Here is a 22,641-nt window from a genome sequence, read left to right on the forward strand (position 1 = left end):
TCCTTACCGATCAGGTGGCCGATGGATCGAAGTGCTTCTTCAATCCACGCCAGCATTCGTAATAATCGCCTTGCAGCGCCGTCGACTCGAGGGCTTGCCGGCTGGGACGGATGACCTTGCGCGTCTCGAACATGAAGGCCATGGTGCCAATGATGTGGTCCGGACGCGAGGTGTCGGCGGCCGAGGCCTTCTCGAAACTCGCCGCGTCGGGGCCGTGCCCGCTCATACAGTTGTGCAGGCTCGCCCCACCCGGCACGAAACCGCCGGCCTTGGCGTCGTATGCGCCGTCGATCAGCCCCATGAACTCGCTGGCCACGTTGCGGTGGAAGTACGGTGGCCGGAACGTGTGTTCGGCCACCAGCCAGCGCGGCGGAAAGATCACGAAGTCCATGTTCGCCACGCCCGGCGTGTCGCTGGACGAGGTGAGCACCGTGAAGATGGAAGGGTCCGGGTGGTCCACCGCGATCGAGCCGATCGTATTGAAACGCCGCAGGTCGTACTTGTAAGGGGCATAGTTGCCGTGCCATGCGACCACGTCCAGCGGCGAGTGGCCGATGGAGGCCGTCCACAAGGTCCCCTGGAACTTGGCGACGAGTTCGAAATCGCCGTCGATATCTTCGAAGGCCGCCACGGGCGTGAGGAAGTCGCGCGGGTGGGCAAGGCCATTCGCGCCGATCGGGCCCAGGTCCGGCAGATGCAGTGGCGCGCCGAAATTCTCCGCCACATAGCCACGTGCTTCGCCATCGGGCAGTTCGACGAGGAAACGAATGCCACGCGGCACCACCGCGATCTCCAGCGGCTCCACGTCGAGCACGCCGAGTTCCGTGCGAATGCGCAACCGGCCCTGCTGCGGCACGATCAACAGTTCGCCATCCGCATCGTAGAAGTAACGGCCCGCCATGGACCGATTGGCGCAATACAGGTGGATGCCGATGCCGGCCTGTTCCGCCGCACCGCCGTTGCCACCCATCGTGACCAGGCCATCGAAGAAATCCGTGGCCTGCCCCGGCATCGCCAGAGGATCCCAGCGCAGCTGGTTCGGCGTGGCTGGCGCCTCGTCGAAACGGTTGTGGAACGTGCCGTGGGCGCACGCGGTGAACGGGGAGTGCTGCGCCGCCGGGCGGATGCGATAAAGCCAGCTGCGCCGGTTGCGGTGGCGCGGGGCGGTGAAGGCGCTACCCGAGAGTTGCTCGGCATACAGCCCCCTGGCCACGCGCTGGGGCGAGTTCTGGCCCGAGGGCAACACTCCGTCCACGGCTTCGGTGGCGAACTCGTTGCCGAAGCCGGTCTGGTAGCCGCGGATATCGTCGGTGTGGCTCATCGTGGTGGTCCTTGTGCGATGACGGCCGGCCCCGGCGTCAGAGCACGCCGCGGCGCATCTGGTCGCGCTCGATCGACTCGAACAGCGCCTTGAAATTACCGTTGCCGAAGCCTTCGTTGCCCTTACGCTGGATGATCTCGAAGAAGATCGGCCCGATGGTGTTCTGGGTGAAGATCTGCAACAGCAACTTCTTCTTGGTCTCGTCGTCGGCGTCGATCAGCAGCTTGTTCTCCTGCAGCCGGACCACGTCTTCGCCGTGGTCCGGCACGCGCACGTCGATCACTTCGTAGTACGTCTCGGGCGTGTCGAGGAAGGCCACGTTCTGCGCGCGCATCGCCTCGACCGATTCGTAGATGTTATCGGTGAACAGCGCGATGTGCTGGATGCCTTCGCCGTTGTACTCGCGCAGGTATTCGTTGATCTGCGACTTCTCGTCCGAGGACTCGTTCAACGGAATACGAACGAGGCCGTCCGGCGCGGTCATCGCCTTCGACACCAGGCCGGTCTTCGCACCCTTGATGTCGAAGTAGCGGATCTCGCGGAAGTTGAACAGTCGCTCGTAGTACTCCGACCACTTCTCCATGTTGCCGAAATGGAGGTTGTGCGTCAGGTGGTCGATGAAGGTGAGACCGAAACCCTTCGGATGACGATCGACGCCCGGCAGCCATTCGAACTCGGCGTCGTACACCTCGCCCTTGGCGCCATAGGTATCCACCAGGTACAGCGCGGCACCACCGATGCCTTCGATGGTCGGTACCTGCAGGGCCAGCGTCTCTGGCTTGAAGCCGATCGTCGTGGCGCCATTGGACAGCGCCGTGGCCTGCACGTCGGTGGCCGGACGGTTGAATCGAATGGCGAACCCGCACGCGGACGGACCGTGTTTGGCGACGAAATCCGCGGCGAAGGAATCCGGCTCCTCATTCACGAGGAAGTTGCAGTCGCCCTGGCGGTAGAGGGTGACTTTCTTCGTCTTGTGCTTCGCGACCGGCGTGAAGCCGAGCCTCGGAAACAGCGTATGCAGCAGCGCCGGATCCGGCGCGGCGAATTCCACGAACTCGAAGCCATCGACACCCTGCGGGTTTTCGAAGGTGGTGACTTCCATACCGGTGTTGGGCTGGGCGCTCATTGGGCGATACTCCTGCGACGGGCACGGCTTTGGCCGTATACCGGCACTTTATAGTTTCACTTGTAACCATTTGCAAGGACCAGCGCAGCATGACATTCGAAACCGTCCCCGCACATGCCCCGTTGGAGCTGGAGCGCTTCCTGCCTTACCGGCTTTCGATCCTGTCGAATACGGTCAGCCAGTCCATCGCGGCGGAATACCAGGACCGATTCGAACTCAGCATGACGGAATGGCGCGTGATGGCGGTCCTGGGCCGCTTCGCGGAACTCTCGGCCCGCGAGGTCGCCGAACGCACGGCGATGGACAAGGTGGCGGTGAGCCGGGCGGTGGCCCGCCTGGTAGAGGCCGGCCGGGTGGACCGCAGCACGCATGACGGCGACAAGCGCCGCTCGGTGTTGAAACTGTCCGAGGCCGGCTGGGCCATTCATGACGAGGTGGCGCCCATGGCGAGGGCGCACGAACGGGAATTGCTGGCGAAGCTCGACGAGGAAGAGCGGGCTCAGCTCAACCGGATACTGGACAAGTTGCTGGCACCCTGAGGCGCCCTTCGCCGCTGAAGCGGCTCCCACAAGGCTCTCATGGGGGCCGGTTCTTACGGGAACTGGCTATCGCCGACAGGGTCGGCTCCCACCAAGCGCGGTACCCCTGAGCGAGGCGTTACCGAGCCGGGTGGGAGCCGACCCTGTCGGCGATGCGTCACTTCACCCCGTGCATCAGCCGGTTGATCAGCGGCGCGATCAGGAGCAGCACGATGCCCGCGCCGATCAGCAGTTCGAAGCTGAAGCTGAAGCCGGACAGCGCCGAGGACACGGTCATGCCCGTCTCGCCGCTGATATGCCCCGCCAGCAGGCCCGACAGGTTGTTGCCGATGGCGGTGGAGAGGAACCAGCCGCCCATGGCCAGGCCGACCACGCGGATCGGCGCCAGCTTGGTCACCATCGACAGGCCGATCGGCGACAGGCACAGCTCGCCGATGGTCTGCAGCACATAGCATGCCGCCAGCGGCCAGAACGGAATGAGGCCGTTGCCGCCCACGAGGCTCTTCAACGCATACATCAGCACGAAGAAGCCCAGCGCGTTGAAGATGAGGCCCAGGCCGAACTTGCGCGGGATCGACGGTTCCTTGCGCAGGCGTGCCAACCAACCCCAGGCCAGCGCGACGATCGGCGCGAAGACCAGGATCGCGGCCGAGTTCACCGACTGGAACCATCCGGTGGGGAACTCCCAGCCGAACATCTGCCGGTCGACGATGTTCTGGGCGAGGAAGTTGAACGAGCTGCCCGCCTGCTCGAAGAACATCCAGAACAGCACGTTGAAGGTAAACAGCAACAGCATCGCGATCACGCGGTGGATCTGGATGCGGTCGTGGCGCACCGCCTCGATCACCAGCATCACCGCCACCCCGATGAACAGGGCGCCGAGCAGCCAGGCGATGAAGATCGCGCCGGCCTTGGCCATCAACAGGTAGACGAGGGGGATGGCGACGAGGATGCCGACGATCACCGCGACCAGGTTCTTCCCTTCGTGGCGCTCTGGCGGCGGAACGCCCACGCCCTTGAGCTGGTGCTTGCCGACGAGGAACCAGATGAAGCAGATCACCATGCCCACGCCGGTGGCGGCGAACACGGCCTTGTAGTTGTCCTGCAGCGGCGTATCCGTCAGCACGGAAGCGAGCCAGCCCGTGACCAGGGGGGCGAGGAAACCGCCCAGGTTGATGCCCATGTAGAAGATCGTGAAGCCACGATCGCGGCGGTCGTCGCCGACCGGATAGATCTGCCCCACCAGCGAGGAGATGTTCGGCTTGAACAGGCCATTGCCGACGATCACGGTGGCCAGGCCGGCGAGGAACACCTGCTGGTTCGGCACCATCACCATGAACAGGCCGGTGCCCATCACCACCGCGCCCACGAGGATGGAGCGCTGGTACCCGAGGATGCGGTCGGCCACCCAGCCACCGAAGATCGCCGAGGCGTAGACCAGCGCGAGATAGGCGCCATACGTCCGGCTGGCATAGCCCTGCCCCGCCTGATCGCCGTGGAAGAACTCGGCGACGATGTACAGCGTGAGGGCCCAGCGCATGCCGTAGAAGGCGAAGCGCTCCCAGAATTCGGTCATGAACAGCATCCACAGGGGACGCGGGTGACCGAGGGTCTGCGGGTAGTCGGGCACGGGCCGGGCGGCGGCTGGGGCGGTCGGTGTCATGGCTTTCCCTGTGGAAGATTCGTGCAGGGTGTTTAGCTGGCTCGGCCCCATGCGTCAAATCCGCCGGGTTTTCAGGTCCCCAGGATCGTGCGCACTTCGATCAATTCCGGGAAGAAACTCTGCTCCAGCGCCTTGCGCAGGAAGGCCACGCCGGAGGAACCGCCGGTACCGGGCCGGAAGCCGATGATGCGCTCCACGGTCTTCATGTGGCGGAACCGCCAGAGCTGGAAGGATTCCTCGATATCCACCAGTTCCTCGCTGAGATGGTACTCAGGCCAGTGGTTGGCGGTGTCTTCGTAGATCCGCTTGAACACGGGCAGCAGCGCGGGCTGGCTCCGCCAGGGCTGGGTCAGGTCGCGCTGCAGCAGTTCCACGGGCACCGGATGGCCGCGGCGCGCGAGGTAACGCAGGAATTCGTCGTAGAGCCCGGGCGCCTCGAATACCGCGCGCAGGCGTTCGTGTGCCACCGGGTCGTGTTCGAACACGCGCAGCATGTCGGCGTGCTTGTTTCCGAGCAGGAACTCCACCATGCGGTATTGCAGCGACTGGAAACCCGACGAGGGCCCGAGCACATCGCGGAACTGCAGGTACTCCGCCGGTGTCAGTGTTTCCAGCACCCCCCACTGTTCGTAGAGCTGGCGTTGAATCTGCTTGACCCGCGCAAGGATCTTCAGCGTGCCGTCCACGTCGTCGGCGCGCAGGCGTTCGAGCGCGGCGTCCAGCTCGTGGATCATCAGCTTCAGCCACAACTCCGAGGTCTGGTGCTGCACGATGAACAGCATCTCGTCGTGATGCGCCGGCTGGCTGCGCGGATGCTGGGCGGAGAGCACCTGGTCGAGCTTCAGGTATTCCGAATAGGTGAGGCTTCCGTCGAGGTCGGTGCGGATTCCGGGTTCGAGGTCGCGCCTGGGATTGGCCATGGGGACGAATTCACAATGAGGGGTTGACAGCCGCCAAACCCGCGCCATGACGCCATTCGTGGCCTCAGGCGGGGAAATCCATGCTGCGCCGTGCCTTGCCGCGCCATAATACCCCTGATATCTAGTCCGGCTCGCAAGAACCCAAAAGCCGTGTCGCGCCCCGCTGGATGGGCCTGGCCGCTTCCCCACTCGTGCGTGTCGTTTCTAACCTTCCCCTGGGAGCGAGTCGTGTCCATCGCCGCCAAGTTCGAAATCGAATACCTGCAATACCTTGACCAGGACGGCAAGGAAACCGGTAAGGAACTCCCCGCATTCACCAAGGATCTCGACCACATGGTCGAGCTCTACAAGCTCATGGTTTCCACCCGCGTGTTCGACGCCAAGTCGATCGCGTTGCAGCGTACCGGCAAGCTCGGCACCTATGCCTCGTGCCTGGGCCACGAGGCCGCGCATGTCGGCATCGGCAGCGCGATGCGCCGCGAAGACTCCCTGGCGGTGTCCTATCGCGAGTACGGCGCCCAGTTGTACCGCGGCGTGAAGCCGCGCGAGGTCTACACCTACTGGGGCGGCGACGAGCGCGGCAACGACTACGCCGATGCCCCCGCCCACGACTTCGCCTGGTGCGTTCCCATCGGTACGCAGTGCCTGCATGCCGCCGGTTCGGCGCTCGCCTTCAAGATTCGCAAGGAACCGCGGGTCGCCGTCTGCACGATCGGCGACGGCGGCTCGTCCAAGGGCGACTTCTACGGCGCCATCAATGTCGCCGGCGCGCAGCAGCTGCCGCTGGTGGCCGTGATCGTGAACAACCAGTGGGCGATCTCGGTGCCCCGTCGCATCCAGACCGGTGCCGGCACGCTCGCGCAGAAGGGCATCGCCGCCGGCCTGCCGTGCATCCAGGTGGACGGCAACGACATCATCGCCGTGCGCGCCGCCATGGAGATCGCGCTGGAGCGCGCCCGCTCCGGCCAGGGCGCCTCGGTGATCGAAGCGGTCACCTACCGTCTTGGCGACCACACCACGGCCGACGACGCCCGCCGCTATCGCGGCGAGCAGGAAGTGAAGGACGCCTGGGCACGCGACCCGGTGCCGCGCCTGCGCAAGTGGCTCGAAGGCAAGGGCAAGTGGGACGACGCGAAGGAAGAGGCCTGGAAGGCCGAGTGCGACGACTGGATGGACAACGAAGTGAACGCGTACCTGGAAACGAAGAACCAGCCGGCGACGGCGATGTTCGACTACCTGTACGCCGAGCTCCCGGCCGACCTCGAAGCACAGCGCGAGCTCGTCGCTTCCCTCGATCGCAAGTCGTAAGGAATTCCGTCCCATGGCACAAATCACTCTTATCGAAGCGGTGACCCAGGCGCTCGCCTATGAGATGCGCAACGACGACAGCATCGTGGTGCTCGGCGAGGACGTCGGCGTCAACGGTGGCGTGTTCCGCGCCACGCAGGGCCTGCAGGAACAATTCGGCGAGATGCGCGTCATCGACACGCCGCTGGACGAAGGCACCATCGCCGGCCTCACCGTCGGCCTGGCCGCGCAGGGCATGAAGCCGGTGGCCGAAGCCCAGTTCGAAGGCTTCATCTATCCGATGATGGAACACATCGCCTGCCACGCCGCGCGCATGCGCAACCGCACCCGCGGCCGCATGACCGTTCCGGCGGTGTGGCGCGCCCCCTGGGGCGGCGGCATCCGCGCGCCGGAACATCATTCGGAAGCGAACGAGCACCTGTTCACGAACATCCCGGGCCTGCGGGTGGTGATGCCGTCGTCGCCGGCCCGTGCCTACGGCCTGCTGCTCGCCGCCATCCGCGATCCGGACCCGGTGATCTTCTTCGAGCCCAAGCGCATCTATCGCCAGTACAAGGAAGAAGTGCCCGACGACGGCGAAGCGCTGCCGCTCGATGTCTGCTTCGTGCTGCGTGACGGTACCGACGTGACCCTGGTGACCTGGGGCGCACAGGTGAAGGAATGCCTCGAAGCCGCCGACGAACTGGCCCAGAAGGGCATCAGCGCCGAGGTGATCGACGTCGCCACGCTCACGCCGCTCGACTTCGACACCATCGCCGAATCGGTGACCAAGACCGGTCGCTGCGTGATCGTGCACGAAGCCCCGAAGACCGCCGGCTTCGGCGCGGAGATCGCCGCCCGTCTCGCCGAGGAATGCCTCTACAGCCTGCTCGCACCGGTGGAACGCGTCACCGGTTTCGATACCCACATCCCGCTGTTCCGCCTGGAAATGAAGTACCTGCCCAGCGTGGAACGCATCGTCGAAGCCGCCCAGCGCACGCTGGCCGCCTCCTGAGGAACCGATAGAAATGGCCGATATCAAGACCTTTTTCCTGCCGGACCTCGGCGAAGGCCTTCCCGACGCGACCGTCGTGGAATGGCACGTCAAGGAAGGCGACACGATCAAGCTCGACGCCCCGCTGGTGTCGATGGAAACCGCCAAGGCCGTCGTCGACGTGCCTTCGCCGTACTCGGGCACCGTCAAGAAGCTGCACGGCGCACCGGGCGACATCATCGAGACGGGTGCCTCGCTGGCCGACTTCGAGATCGATCCGAACGCGCGCCAGCGTGCCGAGGCCGAATCCACCGGCCATCATCACGGCCCCAAGAAGGGCGTGGGCAGCCCCGCCCCGGACGATGCCTCCAAGGTGGTCGCTTCCGATGACGGCGGCGAGATCGATTCCGGCAACGGCGGCGATCGCGAGGACGAAGGCACCGTCGTCGGCGCCATGGTCAGCGGCAACGCCGTGCACACCGAACAGGTGAGCAGCGCCGGTGGCGTGAAGGCGGTGCCGGCCGTGCGCGCCGCCGCGAAGAAGCTGAAGGTCGACCTCACCCGCGTGCAGCCCACGGGCGCCGGCGGCGTGATCACCATGGGCGACGTGAAGAACGCCGCCGCCAATGGCAGCGCCGCCCTGGGTGCCGCCCCGGCCCGCCCGGCCGCGGCCCAGCACCTCGCACCCTCCCTGCCCGAGCCGGGTCCGGCACCGCAGCAGCGCACCGCCGTGTCGCTCGCCGGCAAGGCCGTCCGCACCGCGCCCCCCGGCAAGGAAGCGATCGGCCAGCCGGAGCAGCTGAAGGGCGTCCGCCGCAACATGGCGCGCGTGATGGCCGAGGCACACGCCAACGTCGTCCCGACCACCATCGTCGACGATGCCGACCTCCACGCCTGGATCGGCAAGCAGGACATCACGGCGCGCCTCATCCGCGCCATCGTGGTGGCGTGCAAGACCGTGCCCGCGCTCAATGCCTGGTTCGACGGCAAGAACCTCAGCCGCACCCTGCATCCGCACGTGGACATCGGCATCGCCGTGGACACCGAGGACGGCCTGTTCGTGCCCGCGCTGCGCAACGCCGACGTGCTCGACGGGGCCGGCATCCGTGCCGCGATCAAGCGCCTGCGCAGCTCGGTGGAAGACCGCAGCATCCCGGCCTCGGAGCTTTCCGGCTATACGATCAGCCTGTCGAACTTCGGCATGTTCGCCGGCCGCTACGCCACCCCGGTGGTCGTGCCGCCGACGGTGGCGATCGTCGGTGCGGGCAAGCTCAGCCATGACGTGGTCGCCGTGATGGGCGGCATCGAGGTACATCGCCGCATGCCGCTGTCGCTCACCTTCGATCACCGCGCCGCCACGGGCGGGGAAGCCGCACGCTTCCTGAAAGCCATGATCGACGACCTGGGGTTGCCCAACTAACCTGGTTCGTTTCGGTGGGAATAGCTTGGTGGGAGCGGACCCTGTCCGCGATTCGGGGGTACCGCTCCGCAGGAATCGCGGACAGGGTCCGCTCCCACCAGTTCCGCTTCCAGTAGGCGCTCCCCACTTCATGCCTTCTGTGGGAGCCGCTTCAGCGGCGATGGCCGCTACCGCGATGGTACCCTTGGCACCATGCTCAACAACGACACCCTCCGTAGCATCCGCTACATGCTCGACCTCGGCGACGTCCACGTCGTCGAGATCATGAAGCTCAGCGGCTTCCCCGCCACCCGCGAGCAAGTCGAACCCTGGCTGCGCAAGGAAGACGAGCCCGGCTTTGCGGAAATGCCTGACGCCGCGCTGGCGCACTTCCTCGACGGCCTCATCATCCATCGCCGCGGTCGTGACGAAAGCCAGCCGCCGCGACCGGTCGAAACCCGCGTCAACAACAACGTGGTGCTGAAGAAGCTGCGCGTCGCCTTCGAACTCAAGGAAGACGACATCCTGGCCACCATGACCGATGCCGGATTCCGCGTATCGCGGGGCGAGATCAACGCCCTCTTCCGCCAGCCGAAACATGCGAACTTCCGCCTTTGCGGCGACCAGTTCCTGCGTAACTTCCTCAAAGGCCTGACGGCGCGCCTGCGCGGTCCGTAAGCATCGCCTCGACATCGGGCTCACGCCATGTCCGTGCCCGCGTGATAGCGTCTGGCTCCCATCCCGCGGAGGCACGACCATGCATCACAGCAGGCTTTGCACCCTGGTCCTCGACTGCCAGGACGGCGACCTTGCCGCCGCCTCCGAGTTCTGGAGCCGCGCCCTCGGCAAGCCGATCGAGACCACCGACGAAGACGGCGACGGCAAATACGCCGCGCTCAAGACGGAAAAGGACGAACTGCGCATCCTGTTGCAACGCGTGGACCATCACAGCCACGTGCACCTGGATATCGAAACGGACGACCTCGAAGCCGAAGCCCGGCGGCTGGAAGCCCTCGGCGCGAAACGTATCGGCTTCGTGAAGCGCTGGTGGGTGATGGAAGCCCCGACAGGACACCGCTTCTGCATCGTCTCAAGACAAGGCGACGAGTTCGGCACGCACCTGAACAAATGGGACTGACCCACCGGCCCGATGCCCCCGGCGGTGGGTGGGAGCCGACCCTGTCGGCGATCCCTACGAAGCGCGCCTCTTCCAGACCACCTGGCGAATAACCAGCGCGACCACCAACACGGCCACGAACGCGCCATACCCATACAGCGCCGGCACCACCTGCTGCCAGATCGCCCCGCTCTTGGGCCCGAACTGATCTGCCGCGGGCAACTCGACGGCGTCGAAAGCCGACACGGCGGCCTGGATCGCCGCGACGGTCGCGGCCAGCAGCGCCAGCACGTCGAAACCGCGCCGCGTCATGTTCGTCAGCAGCGACTTCGGATAGGCCCAGTACGCCCAGCCCAGCACGACCAGCCACGGCGCGAGAAGCATGATCGCGAGGTAGCGCATGCGGTCAGGTGCCCTGCCGGGCGGCGTTCGCCTTGGCTGCCGCCTCTTCGGCGGTCGCGGCGGCCAACGCGTCCAATGCCGTGCGTAAACGCAGCACGCCCGCGGCGCGTGCCACTTCGTCGGGGTAAGACGCACCATTGGCCACGACCTTGCCGTCCACCAGCAAGGCAACGTGATCGCCCTGCGACTCGATGATGGCGTGGGCGCCACCCATCGTGGAAAGAGCCTGGCGCAGCATTCCCGCCGCCTTCGGATCGGAGAACGGTGCCGACAGCAGCAGTTCTTCACCGTCCGCGGCGAACAGACGGAAGCGGAAGCTGCCATCGGTATCGCGGAAACTGGCGAAACGAGGCGGTTTCGCTTTCTGTTCGACCGGCATGTTCGCCGGTTCCTCGGGGGACTTCAGCTTGTGCCGCGCGCTGCGCAGGCCCACCGCATCGCGCAGGGTCTCCAGCAGCGGTGCGGCGATCGCACGCGCCTTCGCCGCGCCGGCAAGGAGGATGTCTTCCATATCGTCCGGGCGAGCCATCAGCGCGTCGTAGCGCTCACGCATCGGTGCCACCTCGGCCTCGATCCGCTCGAACAGCACCTGCTTCGCCTCCCCCCAACCGATGCCGTTGTGCAGCGCATCGGCGAACGCCGTGGTTTCCGCGGGCGACGCGAAAGCCTGGAAGATGGTGAAAAGGGCGGAGTCGTCGGTGTCCTTGGGTTCGCCCGGCGCGCGCGAATCGGTGACGATCTTCATGATCGCCTCGCGCAGGCCCTTGGGGCCGCCTTCGAACAATGGAATCGTGTTGTCGTAGCTCTTGGACATCTTGCGGCCGTCGAGTCCGGGCAGCGTCGCCACCTGTTCCTCGATCAAGGCCTCGGGCATCACGAAGAACTCGCGTCCGTAGGTATGGTTGAAACGCTGGGCGATGTCGCGGGCCATCTCGATATGCTGGATCTGGTCGCGGCCCACCGGCACCTTGTTCGCGTTGAAGGCGAGGATGTCGGCGGCCATCAGCACCGGGTACATGTAGAGGCCCGCGGTGACGCCGGCATCCGCGTCTTCCTGCGCTTCGATGTTGCGATCCACGGCCGCCTTGTAGGCATGCGCGCGATTGAGCAGGCCCTTGGATGTCACGCAGGTGAGCAGCCACATGAGTTCGGGCACTTCGGGGATGTCCGACTGCCGGTAGAACGTGGCGACGTTCGGGTCCAGGCCGGCGGCCAGGAAGGTCGCGGTGATCTTCAGCCGCGAGGCCTCGACGCGATCCGGGTCGTCGCTCTTGATCAGGGCATGGTAGTCGGCCATGAAGTAGAACGCGTCGACCTCGGGATCGCGACTGGCCAGGACGGCCGGCCGGATGGCGCCGACGTAGTTGCCGAGATGCGGCGTGCCGGTGGTGGTGATGCCGGTGAGGACGCGGGTATGCATGGGGGGACCTGGGAGCCTGGGCGGACGGTAACCGTTCGAGTGTAGCCCGCGTGACGGTTCCGGGGCGACCCGGCTGTGCGGCAGGTTGCCGCGCTACGCGCGGATCGCCGACAGGGTCGGCTCCCACCAGTCCCGCCCTGCCTGGAGGCTGGCCAAGCCCGGAGGGCTGGCCAAGCCTGGTGGGAGCCGACCTTGTCGGCGATACGAGCCGCCTCAGGCCACCAAGCCCCTCGATCCACCAGTCCTGGCCCCTCACCGCATCAACGTCGACTTCCCGAACAACGACTCCACCAGGTCCACCGCCAGCTTCGCCGTCTGGTTGCGCTTGTCGAACGCCGGGTTCAACTCCACGATATCCAGCGACCCGACCCGGCCGGTGTCCGCGATCATCTCCATGCACAGCTGGGCCTCGCGATAGTTCGGTCCGCCGCGCACCGTCGTGCCCACACCCGGCGCGATCGACGGGTCCAGGAAGTCCACGTCGAAGCTGATGTGCAGGTGCGTGTCCTCGTCCACTCCCGCCAGGGCCTCCTCCATGGCCGCCTTGATGCCGATCTCGTCGATGTAGCGCATGTCGTAGATGTCGATCCCGACCTCGTGGACAAAGCGCTTCTCACCCTCGTCCACGGAGCGGATGCCGATCTGGCGGAACACGCCGGGCGTGGTCGCCGGCACCGTGCCGCCGATATGCGTGAGTGCATCGGGGCCGTAACCGCACAGGCACGCCACCGGCATGCCGTGGATGTTTCCGGATGGCGTGATCTGGCTGGTGTTGAAATCGGCATGAGCATCGAGCCACAACACCCGGAGCTTCTTGCCGTTCTCACGGCAATGCCGCGACACGGCGGAGATCGAGCCGATCGCAAGGCAGTGGTCGCCGCCGAGCATCACCGGCAGGTGGCCGGCGTTCAATTCGGTGTAGATGGCCTCGTGCACCGCCGTGTTCCAGGCGACGACCGCCTCGAGGTGGCGATAGCCGTCGGTGGGCGGTAGCCAGGGGTTGAGCGGCCCGGAAAGATTGCCGCGATCCACGACGTGCATGCCGCGCTTCGCGAGCCGCTCGCCCAGGCGGGCGACACGCAGGGCTTCCGGCCCCATGGAACTGCCACGGTGACCGGCACCGATGTCGGTGGGGACGCCGATCAAGGCGACCGAACGGGTGGTTGGACTCATGACGAGGGACTCAGGGTGAGGGATGTTCTTGGACGAGCGGCCGCCCTTCGGCACGCCAGGCATCGGCACTGCCTTCGAGCAGTCGCACGTGGGTGTATCCCAGCGCGGGCGTGCGCACATCGAGAAGCAGCGGTGTCTCGTGCGCCGCCATCCGTGTGGCGAGCGCATCCCGGGACAGGTCTTGCGCCCAGGCAGCGGCGGGAAGCAGGAAAACGGCAAGCAACGACGCGCGGAAGCTGGTCATCCCGGAAGTTTACACCGGACCTTGCAACAGCCACGTTGCAGCGCGTCAGGATGAAAAAAAAGGCACCATAGGCGCACACCTCTAGCGAAGCGCCGCGATGATTCGACTGGACGATGTGCAGATCTTCGTGCATACCGCCGATGCCGGCAGCTTTTCGGCAGCCGCCCGCCTGCTCGACAGCACGCCGGCCATGGCCAGCAACGCCGTCCAGCGACTGGAGCGGGAGCTCGGCACGCGATTGTTCGTGCGCTCGACGCGCAGCATGCGACTCTCGGACGACGGCGAGCGCTACCTGCCCCACGCCAGGGCGATGCTCCAGTCCCTTGCCGGTGGCACCCAGGCGCTGGCCGAGGCCCGCGGTGAAATCGCGGGGCCGCTTCGCCTCTCCGTGCCGTCCGACCTGGGCCGCAACGTGTTGTTGCCGTGGCTCGACGCCTTTCAGGCCAATCATCCCGGTGTTTCACTGCAACTGCGGATCAGCGACCGCGCCGCCGACCTGCACCGCCATCCCATCGACGCGGCCATTCGCTATGGCACGCTCGACGATTCCGGACTGGTCGCGCAGTCGTTGGCGCCCGACAACCGCCGCGTCCTGTGCGCCTCGCCGGATTACATCGCGCGCCACGGGGCACCCAGGCAGCCCGACGACCTGCGCGAGCACAACTGCCTCTGCTTCGTCTGGGGGGAACAGGTACACGACCGCTGGATCTTCGACCTGCCGCGCGGGCCGCACGCGGTAAAGGTCGCCGGAAACCGCATCAGCGACGATGCGGAGGTCACCCGCCGATGGGGCCTGGCCGGTCATGGCATCGTCTACAAATCGCACATCGATGTCGTCGCCGATCTCGCCGCAGGACGGCTCGTCGACCTGATGCCGGGTATCGGTGAACGTGCGCCGCTGAACCTGGTCAGTGCGCATCGCTCGCAGCTCACGCCGGCCGTGCAGCGGCTCAGGGACTTCCTGCGTGTGCGGCTGGGCGAGTTGCTCGGCTAGTCCTGGACCTTACGCGCCACGCGTGATCCCACGTGCAAGCTCCCATCGCCGTCGACCGTCACGGCATAGCCCGTCTCGGGTGCGACGAATGCCGAGGCGGAGGTCGGCACCAGGTCGGCCCGTCCGATATCCGGCAGATCCAGGAACCACCGTGTACCCTCGCGAATCAGCGACAGGTCGAGATGTCCCCGCGAGTCGGCATCCTCGAACCGGTAGTGCCCGATGTACCGGGCCATCGCCTTTTCATCGAGCGTGACCCGTGTCGCGACCCGAGGTGCGAAGTCGGGCCAGCCATAGGCGGCAGCGACGGCCTTGATGACCTCACCGCCCAGGTAGGACCCGTTATCGCCATCGGTCAAGACGACCACGCCGTTTCCACTCGCCAGGAACATGACGTAGCTGCTCTTGAAGCCGAGATTGCCCCCGGAGTGCATGAAGCGGCGGTGTTCGCCGTCTCCGCTGATGAATACTCCCAGCCCGTACTTGTTCATGCCCGGCGCGAGCATGGTTCTGGCCGCGTCGCTGGGCATGAAGGAACGCCGCCCCTCCTCGGCATCGCGTACCCCGATCAACCAGCGCGCGAGATCGTCTGGCGTGGTCCATAGCCCCGCGGCGGCGAGTTCGGGGTAGGTATTCGCACCGCCGGGAACCCGCTTGCCGTCCGCGGCATGACCTGAGGCATGAGGTATCGATGCCGGCAACGGTTGAGCGAAGGTGCTGTCGCGCATGCCGGCCGGCTTGAGCACATCACGTTGCATCAGGTCGGCGAACGAAGCGCCCGCGCAATGGCTCATGGCAATCTGGGCCACCGTGTATCCGCCGCCCGAATAGGCATACGCGCTCCCGGGCGTCGTGTCGATCACGACGGCAGGCGAATTCGCCGGTGTTTCGCCACGTACGACCTGCTCCGGCGTCGGCACCGGCTCGCCGGGCGCATAACCGTCGAAACCGTTCACCGTCGCACCCGACGTGTGGTGAAGAAGGTTGCGCAGCGTCACGGGATGCTCTGTGTCCTGCTTGCCGGGTGGCAGGGCCAGCGGAGCCAGGCAGGCGTCCACAGGGGCGTCCAGGTCGATCGTTCCGCGCGCGGCCAGGATGGCGGCGAGACTCCCGGTCACGCCTTTGCTCAGCGAGGCCGCCTGGAAGAGCTCGTTCGTCGCCGGAAGGCGAACGCTCCCATCGACCCCATAGGTGGCGGACCAGACAACGCGCCCACCTTCGATGACAGCGACCGCCATGGTCGGGACGCGATAGCGCCGCATCCGTTCGTAGACGTTCCACTGCATGGCCGGCTCGCCGGCCACTTCCACGCGGGGCCGGAGGCCATGCTCCACGGCCTGCCGGCGGGAGTCGTCACGCGCGCCGGGCGTCGCGCAACCGATGAGCGTACCAAGCAGCGCGACGCCTGCCGTCGCCCTGAGCCTGGTCGATGCAAATCCCACGTTTCCTTCCCCTTCGACATGCGGAGCCTGCGAACTGGGTAGATGCCCACGAGGATGGGAAGGTTTAGCCCGGCGCAAACGGCAGATGTTGCCTCAGCGATGTCCGCATTGTCCGCGTTCTCGTGTCCGCGGACGCTCCGAAGAGACAACGCGAAGCGGCCAGCCGCCACCACGCGGCGCCTTCGGGCCTTGGCACACCCATTGCTGTCCTCCACGCATCGCAAGGACCTGCCGCGTGATCGCTCCCTCGGACCTCAGACAAGGGATCCACCCCTTCACCCGCCTGCCCTGGCGGGTGCAGATGTTCGTCGTGTTCTACCTTCGGGCCAACGGTTACGCCTGCACGGAAGAAGAACGCGAACTGGCTGCCGCCCTGCTCGAACAACGCATCGCACATGGCCCGATCGACCACCGCGCGCTGTCGGTCGTGCTCGACCGGCAGTTTCCGCGCGAGCGCGAGGGCGGTGCCTGATCCCCGTCAATGCGTCTCGTCCCGCAAAGGAAGCAGTACCTCGGTAAGCCACTCTGCTTCGGGCGTCGCATCCGGATCGTTGAGGAAATGATGAACGAGTGGCGCGTCCGCGGGCTCGTAACTCGAACCGGTCAACCAGTGCCCCATCAGCCAGGCTTCGGCAGCCGGCAATCCATCGTAGGAGCCTTGGTGAGTCAGGCTAGCGTACCTCCCGCCTCGGAGCGTCGAATTCAAGAAGGGTTGCGGGGCATCCGCGTGCAGCGCGAGGCAGGCGTCGTAGCGCGCTTCGCCTTCGGTGACGCTGGCGGCATCGTCGACTGCTACGCCATAGATGCCTTGCAGGTTTTCCAGCAGGCCCTCGCCCTCCGCCCACGCCCACAGCTGTCCGTATGCTTCGTTCATGGCGACATAGTCGGCGCCGACCCGCCGCAGGACGACGATTTCAACGGGTTCACGCAAGACGATCCGGACGTCCGAATCGGGCAGCGAGCGAGCACTGACCGACTCGCCGCGTGCGAAGTTCGAAGGCGTTGTTCCCGTCAACCGACGGAACGCCCGTGCGAACGCCTGCGGTGTCGCGAAACCTGTTTCCATCGCAACGCTGGTCACCGATCCTCCAGCGGCGCGAAGCTTCTGTTGCGAGGCCTCTATGCGAAGCCTCGCAATGGTCGCTCCGACGGCCTCGCCCGTCAGTCCACGCCAGATGCGATGGAAATGGAACGGCGATACATGGGCGGCGGCGGCCAGTTCCTCCAGCGAAGGAGGCATATCCAGCCTCCCGGTCAACAGCGCCGCCGCGGCAGCCATTCTCTCGAACCAACGTTCTTGCGCCAGGTCAGTCATGAAAAGCTCCCATGGGTATCGTGGAGCCATCGTACGTAGCGTGCCGCGGCAACGCGTTCCCGATCTTGCGCTTTCGGTGCCGGGGTCCCTACGACCGCACGCGCTCGCTCAAGCGGAATGCCGCGCGGCCACGTTCACCGGGGACATGTCCTCGACTGGCAGGCGCCTGAAGGTCAGGATGTGCATGGTCTGGTTCCTGCAACTGACCTCGCGGCCCCACCACAACGTCCGTTCGAAGCAGAACACCGCCACGACGGTCAGCCACGGCGCGATCGCCCAGCCCGTCGAGAAAGCGATCGCCGCGATGATCGTCATGCCGACGAAGGCCGTATATGCCACCTGGTGCAGGAAGACATCTCTTTCCTGCTCCCTTCTCAAGTGATCGTAGATCTCGCTCGCAGAGCCATAGAAGGTGGTGAGGTCTGTATGTGCAAGGCTCTTCATGTCCTGTTCCCCCGGTATGACTGGCTCGGTCGAGCGTCCCCGGGACGGACTTTGAGGGGGAATAGTCACCCATGCAACTACTCCCGATAGTGCGGCGCGGCATTTCGTCGAGTTGGCTAAGGTAGGCCCCCAGCCCTGGAGATCCACCGCATGAACATCGACCGTTCCGAAGGCTGGGACGCCATCGCCGAGCAGTTCATGGCCACCCGCTCCGACATAGGCGCGGCGCTGGTGCGATCCTGGGCACGAGATCGTCTGCCGCCGTCGAGTTCGATCGTCGATGTCGGTTGCGGCTCGGGAGTACCGGTCGCGCAAGCTCTCATCGAGGATGGTTTCACCGTCTTCGGGATCGACGCCTCGCCGATATTGATCGCCGCGTTCAGGCGCCTCGTTCCCGAAGGGCAAACCGCGTGCGAAGCCGCGCAGGACAGCGCATTCTTCCACCGGACCTTTTCCGGGGCTGTTTCCATCGGCCTGTTGTTTCTTCTCTCCGCGGACGACCAACAGAAGGTTCTTCGCGGGGTCGCGAACGCGCTGGCACCGGGCGGAAGGTTTCTTTTCAGCGCGCCTCGCGAAGCCTGCGAATGGCGGGATAGGCAGACGGGCAGGCCGTCGCGCTCGCTTGGCCAGCAAGCGTACGAACGGCATCTGGAAGCATCCGGATTGCGCCTGCTCGGCTGTCGCCTCGATGAGGGCGAAAACAATTACTTCGAAGCCATCAAGCCGTCCATGGGCTAGGTTTGGCTGAATTCCTGGTGCCGACACCCGGATTCGAACTGGGGACCTACCGCTTACAAGGCGGTTGCTCTACCAACTGAGCTATGCCGGCGAAGTCGCAGAGTTTATCAGAAGCACCCGGTGGTTCTAGCCGTGATGCCGGGGGTGCGGATGCTCCGGCGGATGTCGGTACCGGCCTCGTCGGGGACGACCACGTCGAGCCACCAGACGGGCGTGACCTCGGTGCGCTCGCTCATGCGCGCCGGAAAGCCGGCGGCGATGACCTCGTCGCGGCGCTTGCGAGCGTTGGCGGGGTCGTGGAACAGGCCGAGCGCGACCGAGTTCTGCAGGTCGCCCTGGGCGGTGACCACGAAATAATCCTTGATGCCCTTCGCATCCAGGCGGCGGGCCTGGGCGAGCGCCTGCTCGCGCGTGGCCAAGGCGGGCAGGAAGACCCGCCAGCCGTGCGACTCGCTGGTCTGCTCCTGGCGCTGGCGGCTACGCACGGTGCGTGGGGCGATGGCGGTGCGTGCCGCGCGCAGGTCGACCTGGTTGGCGAATGGCCCCAGGGCCAGGCAACGGTAGCTGCGGCGGGGGCTGGTCGGCGCGGTCTCGGCGGGTGCGAGAAGCGTTTCCCCTGCCACCGTCTTCGTTGCGGGTTTCGCAAGCGGTGCGGCCGGAGCCGTGGTGGATGCCGTTTTCGGCAAGGCGGCGACGGATGCGGGCGCCGCCACGGATGCGGATGTCACCGGCGGCGTCGCGCTCCCCGGCGGAGCCGGCAATTCGGCGAGGAGCTTCAGCTTCGGCACGCCGCCATCCGTCGGATCGACCGCGTGCGTCGCCGAATCGCCCAGCAGCAGCCACGCGGCCACCGCGATGTTGAGAGCGATCAGCAAGACGAACAGCAAACGCAGCAGCATGGTGGCCTTGGGCTTCCAGTGGGGGCCTGCGCGCGTTCCCCTGTAAGAACCGGCGGCGTCGGGATTCTAGGCGATATTGTCCGCGCGGGCATGCGTCTTCGCCCACACGGCGAGTCCGCGCAGCACCGCATCCGGTACCAGGACGACCTCGTGTTCCAGCAAGGGCGCCAGTACATCGGCATCGCCGCCGCCCAGCGTCACCGTCGGGTTTCCACCAAGACGCTGCGCCGATCGATCGACGAAGCGGTCGACGAGCGCCGCGCACGCCTGCCAGCAACCGGAAGCGAGGCCATCGGCGGTGTTGTCGGCGAGGTCGCGCACGGCACCGGCATGGCCCGGCCGCACCTGGACCGTGGCACCGAGCACCGACTGCTGCATCAACAGCGGACCCGGCGCGATCCATCCGCCCAGGTGCCGCCCTTCCCCGTCCAGCGCATCCAGCGTGAGCGCGGTGCCGACGCTGGCCAGCACGCAAGGCGCACGGCCTGCCGCGAGGGCGTCCACCATCGCCAGGAAGCGGTCGACACCGAGCCGATGCGGTTCGGCGTAGGCGTTCGTGACACCGCAAGCCTCGGCGGGCGTACGCACCCACACGGGCGTGCCACCGAAGGCCTTGTCGGCCGCCACGGCCACCGCCGTCTCGCGCGCGGAATCGACCACGGATGCGCCGACGATGCGTTCGGGCATAGGCCATGACGCCCAGAGCGTGGCCAGTTCATGCGCGATATCGGCGTCCCAGCCAAACGCACCCCGGTGCGTGAATTCGCCGCCGTCCAGCAAGGCGAACTTCAGGCGGGTATTGCCCAGATCCAGCAGCAGGATCATGTGGCGCTCCGGCGCACCGAGACTTCGGCACTATCCACGGTGACGAGCTCCTCATCGGGGCGGCGTACGCGCAAGGCACCGCGTTCGTCGACGCCCTCGCCTACGGCGACGTATTCGCCGCGCGGATCGATGATGCGCAAGGATTCCCCACGCAAGAGGTCGTTCGCCGCGTACTCGTCGGCAAATGCCGCGAAGCCGTGGCGCTCGAACGTACGCAGTCCCTCGGTGAGTTCCGCCACGACCGCGCTCGCGAAGCGGTTGCGGCCGGGCGGATCGCCGCCTGTCACCGAGGCGAGATCGGTAATCGGCTGGCCGGCGCGTTCGTGCAGGTCGTCCGGCAAACGGATGTTGACGCCCACGCCGATCACCGCCGCGCACGGACCGGAGTATTCGCCGGACAGTTCCACGAGGATGCCCGCCAGCTTGGCATTGCCCGCGAGCACGTCGTTGGGCCATTTCAGCCCGGGTGTACGGATGCCGACCTCGCCCAGTGCACGGATCAGCATCACGCCGACGGCGAGCGACAAACCCGACAACGAGGCGAAGCCGGCGTCGAACCGCTTGAGCACCGACAGGTACAGGTTCATGCCCGGCGGCGACAGCCAGGGCCGCCCGCGGCGGCCGCGCCCCGCCGACTGACTCTCGGATATCACGAAGGCCAGGTCGTCGAGCACGGGAACGCGCCGGGCCAACTCGCTGGATGTGGAATCGATCTCCCAGTGCACCTCGAGCATGCCGACCCCCGCCGAGATCGCGGGCGGCAACGCCGCCCGGATACGTTGGCCGTCCAGCAGTTCGGTCGGCCATGGCAGCCGGTAACCACCGCCGACCTTGGCCTCCACGGGCACGCCCTTGAGGCGCAAGGCCTCGATCTGTTTCCAGACGGCGGCACGCGTCACCCCGGCCTTCTTGGCCAGGACGGCGCCGGACACGGCGTCGCCGCCGGCAAGGGCCTCGAGGAGATCGCGTGCGAGCATGGTTGCCGTCGGGCCGTCAGGAGGCCGCTGTCGAGGGTGGGGAAAGCCGGGACATCGGACGATTCTAGGGCAGTGGCGCCCTTTTCGCCCGCCCGGGACCGGGAGCGGCACCCGGCGACCTCCAGCACTGGCACCCTCGTGAATTTTCTGCGAGGATCGGTTGTCCCCCTTTTCGTCCCGAGGGGCCTCAGGGTTTACCGATGAACGCCAGACCGTACATCTTCGGATGTCTGTGCCTCGTCGGTGCCGCCGGCACCGCCGCCGCTTCCGACATCGACCCGACCAGTGGTCTGCTTTCCATGGGCAGCACCTCCTCGTCGTCGTTCGAAGGCAGCGCGCGATCGCCGCAGGGTGGCGGCCGCGATGGCGGTGGTGGCGATATCGATTCGTCGCGTCCGGTGACCGCGCCACGGCGCAGCGCCAACCCGACGCCGATGCCCCCTCCGGTCGACGCCGGCGACGGCGTGCACGACGATGGCCTGCCCATGCGCTCTTCCTCGCCGAGCTGGCAGTCGCTGCTCCCCGGGTCGATGTTCTGATTCGTTCCGGCCGATCACCTTGGGCTTCTTCCAGTCGTTGATCGCGCGTTTCCGCGCGCCCGTCCCACCGATCGACGACGCGGCATGGCGGCAGGCCATCCAGCGCGTGCCGCTCGCGAACGCCCTCGATGCTCCGCGCGCGCATTACCTGCGCCAGCTGGCGGCGATCTTCCTGCACGACAAGCGCTTCCACGCCATGGGCGATGCGCCCCTGGACGATTTCTGGCGACTGGTGATCGCCATGCAGGCCAGCCTGCCCGCGCTCCCGCACGGCCCGAAGGCCTTCAAGGGCTGGACCAACATCCTGGTCTATCCCGGCGAGTTCAATGTACGACGCAGCCATCGTGACGCCCCTACCGGCGTGGTGACCGACAGCGACGACACCTTGATCGGCGAAGCATGGGAACGGGGACCCATGATCCTGTCGCTCGCCGACGTGGCGCTCGACCTGGAAGCGCCATGGGACGGTTTCAACGTGGTGATCCACGAGATGGCGCATAAGCTCGACATGCTCGCGGGCCCGGCCAACGGCGTGCCGCCGTTACCGTCGTCGATGAACCGGCGGCAGTGGATCCAGACGATGCAGCGAGGCTACGACCGCCTGTCCAAGGCGGTGGAACGAGGCAGAAGGACTGCGATCGATCCCTACGCCGCCGAGGCGCCGGAAGAATACTTCGCCGTGACCAGCGAACTGCATTTCTCGCAACCGGCCCTGCTCCGCGAAGCCGAGCCCGACGTCGCACGCCTGCTCGACGCCTTCTACGGCCCCTCGCCAACCACCTGACCAACACCCCATCGTCCTGATGGGAAACATCCCTCGCCCTGGTGGGAAGCCGCTTCAGCGGCGATACCCCGCCCCCTCG

25 protein-coding genes and 1 tRNA gene are annotated in these 22,641 nt (G+C 66.3%); 11 read left to right on the forward strand and 15 right to left on the reverse strand.

What is annotated here, in order from left to right:
• Positions 1–10: 10 nt before the first annotated feature.
• Both hmgA and hppD read right to left on the reverse strand, forming a co-directional pair.
• Entirely contained in the window at positions 11–1,321 is a 1,311-nt protein-coding gene (hmgA, locus tag ACR9Y6_RS11455) for a homogentisate 1,2-dioxygenase (RefSeq protein ID WP_481281390.1), read from the reverse strand.
• 37 nt (positions 1,322–1,358) lie between these two features.
• Positions 1,359–2,447, reverse strand: coding sequence for a 4-hydroxyphenylpyruvate dioxygenase (hppD, locus tag ACR9Y6_RS11460; protein WP_481281391.1), 1,089 nt, complete (start codon positions 2,445–2,447; stop codon positions 1,359–1,361).
• Between the two features lie 89 nt (positions 2,448–2,536).
• On the opposite strand from hppD, the gene ACR9Y6_RS11465 reads away from it, so the two are divergent.
• Positions 2,537–2,986 (forward strand): MarR family winged helix-turn-helix transcriptional regulator, encoded by a 450-nt coding sequence (locus ACR9Y6_RS11465; RefSeq protein WP_481281392.1) that lies wholly within the window; start codon positions 2,537–2,539, stop codon positions 2,984–2,986.
• A 157-nt stretch (positions 2,987–3,143) separates the two neighbouring features.
• Here ACR9Y6_RS11465 and ACR9Y6_RS11470 read toward each other — a convergent pair whose 3' ends face one another.
• Positions 3,144–4,649, reverse strand: coding sequence for a peptide MFS transporter (locus ACR9Y6_RS11470; RefSeq protein WP_481281393.1), 1,506 nt, complete (start codon positions 4,647–4,649; stop codon positions 3,144–3,146).
• Positions 4,650–4,720: 71 nt separating this feature from the next.
• A complete protein-coding gene (locus ACR9Y6_RS11475) occupies positions 4,721–5,569 on the reverse strand; it encodes a tryptophan 2,3-dioxygenase (protein WP_481281394.1) in 849 nt (282 codons plus the stop codon).
• Positions 5,570–5,797: 228 nt separating this feature from the next.
• Here ACR9Y6_RS11475 and pdhA point away from each other — a divergent pair, with 228 nt between their 5' ends.
• From pdhA to ACR9Y6_RS11500, 5 genes are all read left to right on the forward strand, one after another.
• Positions 5,798–6,877: a pyruvate dehydrogenase (acetyl-transferring) E1 component subunit alpha gene (pdhA, locus tag ACR9Y6_RS11480; RefSeq protein ID WP_481281395.1), complete on the forward strand. Its 1,080-nt coding sequence runs from the start codon at positions 5,798–5,800 to the stop codon at positions 6,875–6,877.
• A gap of 13 nt (positions 6,878–6,890) precedes the next feature.
• Positions 6,891–7,871, forward strand: coding sequence for an alpha-ketoacid dehydrogenase subunit beta (locus ACR9Y6_RS11485; protein ID WP_481281396.1), 981 nt, complete (start codon positions 6,891–6,893; stop codon positions 7,869–7,871).
• A gap of 13 nt (positions 7,872–7,884) precedes the next feature.
• Positions 7,885–9,270, forward strand: coding sequence for a dihydrolipoamide acetyltransferase family protein (locus ACR9Y6_RS11490; RefSeq protein WP_481281397.1), 1,386 nt, complete (start codon positions 7,885–7,887; stop codon positions 9,268–9,270).
• A 192-nt stretch (positions 9,271–9,462) separates the two neighbouring features.
• Positions 9,463–9,927, forward strand: a complete 465-nt coding sequence (locus ACR9Y6_RS11495) for a YehS family protein (RefSeq protein WP_481281398.1) — start codon at positions 9,463–9,465, stop codon at positions 9,925–9,927.
• A gap of 79 nt (positions 9,928–10,006) precedes the next feature.
• Positions 10,007–10,387 (forward strand): VOC family protein, encoded by a 381-nt coding sequence (locus ACR9Y6_RS11500; RefSeq protein ID WP_481281399.1) that lies wholly within the window; start codon positions 10,007–10,009, stop codon positions 10,385–10,387.
• Between the two features lie 54 nt (positions 10,388–10,441).
• Here the strand turns inward: ACR9Y6_RS11500 and ACR9Y6_RS11505 are convergent, their stop codons facing one another.
• From ACR9Y6_RS11505 to ACR9Y6_RS11520, 4 genes are all read right to left on the reverse strand, one after another.
• Positions 10,442–10,768 carry a hypothetical protein gene (locus ACR9Y6_RS11505; RefSeq protein ID WP_481281400.1) on the reverse strand — a complete coding sequence of 109 codons (327 nt, stop codon included), beginning with the start codon at positions 10,766–10,768 and terminating at the stop codon, positions 10,442–10,444.
• A 4-nt stretch (positions 10,769–10,772) separates the two neighbouring features.
• Positions 10,773–12,188, reverse strand: a complete 1,416-nt coding sequence (locus tag ACR9Y6_RS11510) for a tryptophan--tRNA ligase (protein WP_481281401.1) — start codon at positions 12,186–12,188, stop codon at positions 10,773–10,775.
• A 252-nt stretch (positions 12,189–12,440) separates the two neighbouring features.
• Positions 12,441–13,361 (reverse strand): arginase, encoded by a 921-nt coding sequence (gene rocF, locus ACR9Y6_RS11515; RefSeq protein WP_481281402.1) that lies wholly within the window; start codon positions 13,359–13,361, stop codon positions 12,441–12,443.
• 10 nt (positions 13,362–13,371) lie between these two features.
• Positions 13,372–13,605, reverse strand: coding sequence for a hypothetical protein (locus ACR9Y6_RS11520; RefSeq protein WP_481281403.1), 234 nt, complete (start codon positions 13,603–13,605; stop codon positions 13,372–13,374).
• 97 nt (positions 13,606–13,702) lie between these two features.
• On the opposite strand from ACR9Y6_RS11520, the gene ACR9Y6_RS11525 reads away from it, so the two are divergent.
• Positions 13,703–14,599, forward strand: a complete 897-nt coding sequence (locus ACR9Y6_RS11525; protein WP_481281404.1) for a LysR family transcriptional regulator — start codon at positions 13,703–13,705, stop codon at positions 14,597–14,599.
• On the opposite strand, the gene ACR9Y6_RS11530 is transcribed toward ACR9Y6_RS11525, so the two are convergent.
• Entirely contained in the window at positions 14,596–16,041 is a 1,446-nt protein-coding gene (locus ACR9Y6_RS11530) for a serine hydrolase domain-containing protein (protein ID WP_481281405.1), read from the reverse strand. The genes ACR9Y6_RS11525 and ACR9Y6_RS11530 overlap by 4 nt on opposite strands.
• Positions 16,042–16,276: 235 nt before the next feature.
• Here ACR9Y6_RS11530 and ACR9Y6_RS11535 point away from each other — a divergent pair, with 235 nt between their 5' ends.
• Positions 16,277–16,513: a hypothetical protein gene (locus tag ACR9Y6_RS11535; RefSeq protein WP_481281406.1), complete on the forward strand. Its 237-nt coding sequence runs from the start codon at positions 16,277–16,279 to the stop codon at positions 16,511–16,513.
• A 6-nt stretch (positions 16,514–16,519) separates the two neighbouring features.
• Here the strand turns inward: ACR9Y6_RS11535 and ACR9Y6_RS11540 are convergent, their stop codons facing one another.
• On the reverse strand, positions 16,520–17,356 hold the full coding sequence (locus ACR9Y6_RS11540; protein WP_481281407.1) for an AraC family transcriptional regulator: 837 nt from the start codon (positions 17,354–17,356) through the stop codon (positions 16,520–16,522).
• Between the two features lie 108 nt (positions 17,357–17,464).
• Positions 17,465–17,800: a hypothetical protein gene (locus tag ACR9Y6_RS11545; RefSeq protein WP_481281408.1), complete on the reverse strand. Its 336-nt coding sequence runs from the start codon at positions 17,798–17,800 to the stop codon at positions 17,465–17,467.
• A gap of 150 nt (positions 17,801–17,950) precedes the next feature.
• Here ACR9Y6_RS11545 and ACR9Y6_RS11550 point away from each other — a divergent pair, with 150 nt between their 5' ends.
• On the forward strand, positions 17,951–18,538 hold the full coding sequence (locus ACR9Y6_RS11550; protein ID WP_481281409.1) for a class I SAM-dependent methyltransferase: 588 nt from the start codon (positions 17,951–17,953) through the stop codon (positions 18,536–18,538).
• 15 nt (positions 18,539–18,553) lie between these two features.
• On the opposite strand, the gene ACR9Y6_RS11555 is transcribed toward ACR9Y6_RS11550, so the two are convergent.
• The 4 genes from ACR9Y6_RS11555 to ACR9Y6_RS11570 form a co-directional block, all read right to left on the reverse strand.
• A tRNA-Thr gene (locus ACR9Y6_RS11555) sits at positions 18,554–18,629 on the reverse strand.
• Between the two features lie 16 nt (positions 18,630–18,645).
• Positions 18,646–19,437 carry an SPOR domain-containing protein gene (locus tag ACR9Y6_RS11560; protein WP_481281410.1) on the reverse strand — a complete coding sequence of 264 codons (792 nt, stop codon included), beginning with the start codon at positions 19,435–19,437 and terminating at the stop codon, positions 18,646–18,648.
• A 66-nt stretch (positions 19,438–19,503) separates the two neighbouring features.
• The gene (locus ACR9Y6_RS11565; RefSeq protein ID WP_481281411.1) at positions 19,504–20,262 is read right to left on the reverse strand and encodes a type III pantothenate kinase; all 759 of its coding nucleotides are present in this window, start codon (positions 20,260–20,262) and stop codon (positions 19,504–19,506) included.
• Positions 20,259–21,239, reverse strand: a complete 981-nt coding sequence (locus ACR9Y6_RS11570; protein ID WP_481281412.1) for a biotin--[acetyl-CoA-carboxylase] ligase — start codon at positions 21,237–21,239, stop codon at positions 20,259–20,261. The genes ACR9Y6_RS11565 and ACR9Y6_RS11570 overlap by 4 nt, the downstream gene beginning before the upstream one ends.
• Before the next feature lie 200 nt (positions 21,240–21,439).
• Between ACR9Y6_RS11570 and ACR9Y6_RS11575 the strand changes: the two genes are divergently transcribed.
• Positions 21,440–21,778, forward strand: coding sequence for a hypothetical protein (locus ACR9Y6_RS11575; protein WP_481281413.1), 339 nt, complete (start codon positions 21,440–21,442; stop codon positions 21,776–21,778).
• Positions 21,779–21,797: 19 nt separating this feature from the next.
• Positions 21,798–22,562, forward strand: a complete 765-nt coding sequence (locus ACR9Y6_RS11580) for a M90 family metallopeptidase (protein WP_481281414.1) — start codon at positions 21,798–21,800, stop codon at positions 22,560–22,562.
• The last annotated feature ends 79 nt before the right edge of the window (positions 22,563–22,641 follow it).

It is taken from the genome of Luteibacter sp. TLI7-4A (assembly GCF_056754745.1).

What these genes read in the sequence shown, in the direction of transcription:
- hmgA (WP_481281390.1), bottom strand. Translation starts at nt 1,321, where the DNA reads ATGAGCCACACCGACGATATCCGCGGCTACCAGACCGGCTTCGGCAAC.
- hppD (WP_481281391.1), bottom strand. Translation starts at nt 2,447, where the DNA reads ATGAGCGCCCAGCCCAACACCGGTATGGAAGTCACCACCTTCGAAAAC.
- ACR9Y6_RS11465 (WP_481281392.1), top strand. Translation starts at nt 2,537, where the DNA reads ATGACATTCGAAACCGTCCCCGCACATGCCCCGTTGGAGCTGGAGCGC.
- ACR9Y6_RS11470 (WP_481281393.1), bottom strand. Translation starts at nt 4,649, where the DNA reads ATGACACCGACCGCCCCAGCCGCCGCCCGGCCCGTGCCCGACTACCCG.
- ACR9Y6_RS11475 (WP_481281394.1), bottom strand. Translation starts at nt 5,569, where the DNA reads ATGGCCAATCCCAGGCGCGACCTCGAACCCGGAATCCGCACCGACCTC.
- ACR9Y6_RS11485 (WP_481281396.1), top strand. Translation starts at nt 6,891, where the DNA reads ATGGCACAAATCACTCTTATCGAAGCGGTGACCCAGGCGCTCGCCTAT.
- ACR9Y6_RS11490 (WP_481281397.1), top strand. Translation starts at nt 7,885, where the DNA reads ATGGCCGATATCAAGACCTTTTTCCTGCCGGACCTCGGCGAAGGCCTT.
- ACR9Y6_RS11495 (WP_481281398.1), top strand. Translation starts at nt 9,463, where the DNA reads ATGCTCAACAACGACACCCTCCGTAGCATCCGCTACATGCTCGACCTC.
- ACR9Y6_RS11500 (WP_481281399.1), top strand. Translation starts at nt 10,007, where the DNA reads ATGCATCACAGCAGGCTTTGCACCCTGGTCCTCGACTGCCAGGACGGC.
- ACR9Y6_RS11505 (WP_481281400.1), bottom strand. Translation starts at nt 10,768, where the DNA reads ATGCGCTACCTCGCGATCATGCTTCTCGCGCCGTGGCTGGTCGTGCTG.
- ACR9Y6_RS11510 (WP_481281401.1), bottom strand. Translation starts at nt 12,188, where the DNA reads ATGCATACCCGCGTCCTCACCGGCATCACCACCACCGGCACGCCGCAT.
- rocF (WP_481281402.1), bottom strand. Translation starts at nt 13,361, where the DNA reads ATGAGTCCAACCACCCGTTCGGTCGCCTTGATCGGCGTCCCCACCGAC.
- ACR9Y6_RS11520 (WP_481281403.1), bottom strand. Translation starts at nt 13,605, where the DNA reads ATGACCAGCTTCCGCGCGTCGTTGCTTGCCGTTTTCCTGCTTCCCGCC.
- ACR9Y6_RS11525 (WP_481281404.1), top strand. Translation starts at nt 13,703, where the DNA reads ATGATTCGACTGGACGATGTGCAGATCTTCGTGCATACCGCCGATGCC.
- ACR9Y6_RS11540 (WP_481281407.1), bottom strand. Translation starts at nt 17,356, where the DNA reads ATGACTGACCTGGCGCAAGAACGTTGGTTCGAGAGAATGGCTGCCGCG.
- ACR9Y6_RS11545 (WP_481281408.1), bottom strand. Translation starts at nt 17,800, where the DNA reads ATGAAGAGCCTTGCACATACAGACCTCACCACCTTCTATGGCTCTGCG.
- ACR9Y6_RS11550 (WP_481281409.1), top strand. Translation starts at nt 17,951, where the DNA reads ATGAACATCGACCGTTCCGAAGGCTGGGACGCCATCGCCGAGCAGTTC.
- ACR9Y6_RS11560 (WP_481281410.1), bottom strand. Translation starts at nt 19,437, where the DNA reads ATGCTGCTGCGTTTGCTGTTCGTCTTGCTGATCGCTCTCAACATCGCG.
- ACR9Y6_RS11565 (WP_481281411.1), bottom strand. Translation starts at nt 20,262, where the DNA reads ATGATCCTGCTGCTGGATCTGGGCAATACCCGCCTGAAGTTCGCCTTG.
- ACR9Y6_RS11570 (WP_481281412.1), bottom strand. Translation starts at nt 21,239, where the DNA reads ATGCTCGCACGCGATCTCCTCGAGGCCCTTGCCGGCGGCGACGCCGTG.
- ACR9Y6_RS11575 (WP_481281413.1), top strand. Translation starts at nt 21,440, where the DNA reads ATGAACGCCAGACCGTACATCTTCGGATGTCTGTGCCTCGTCGGTGCC.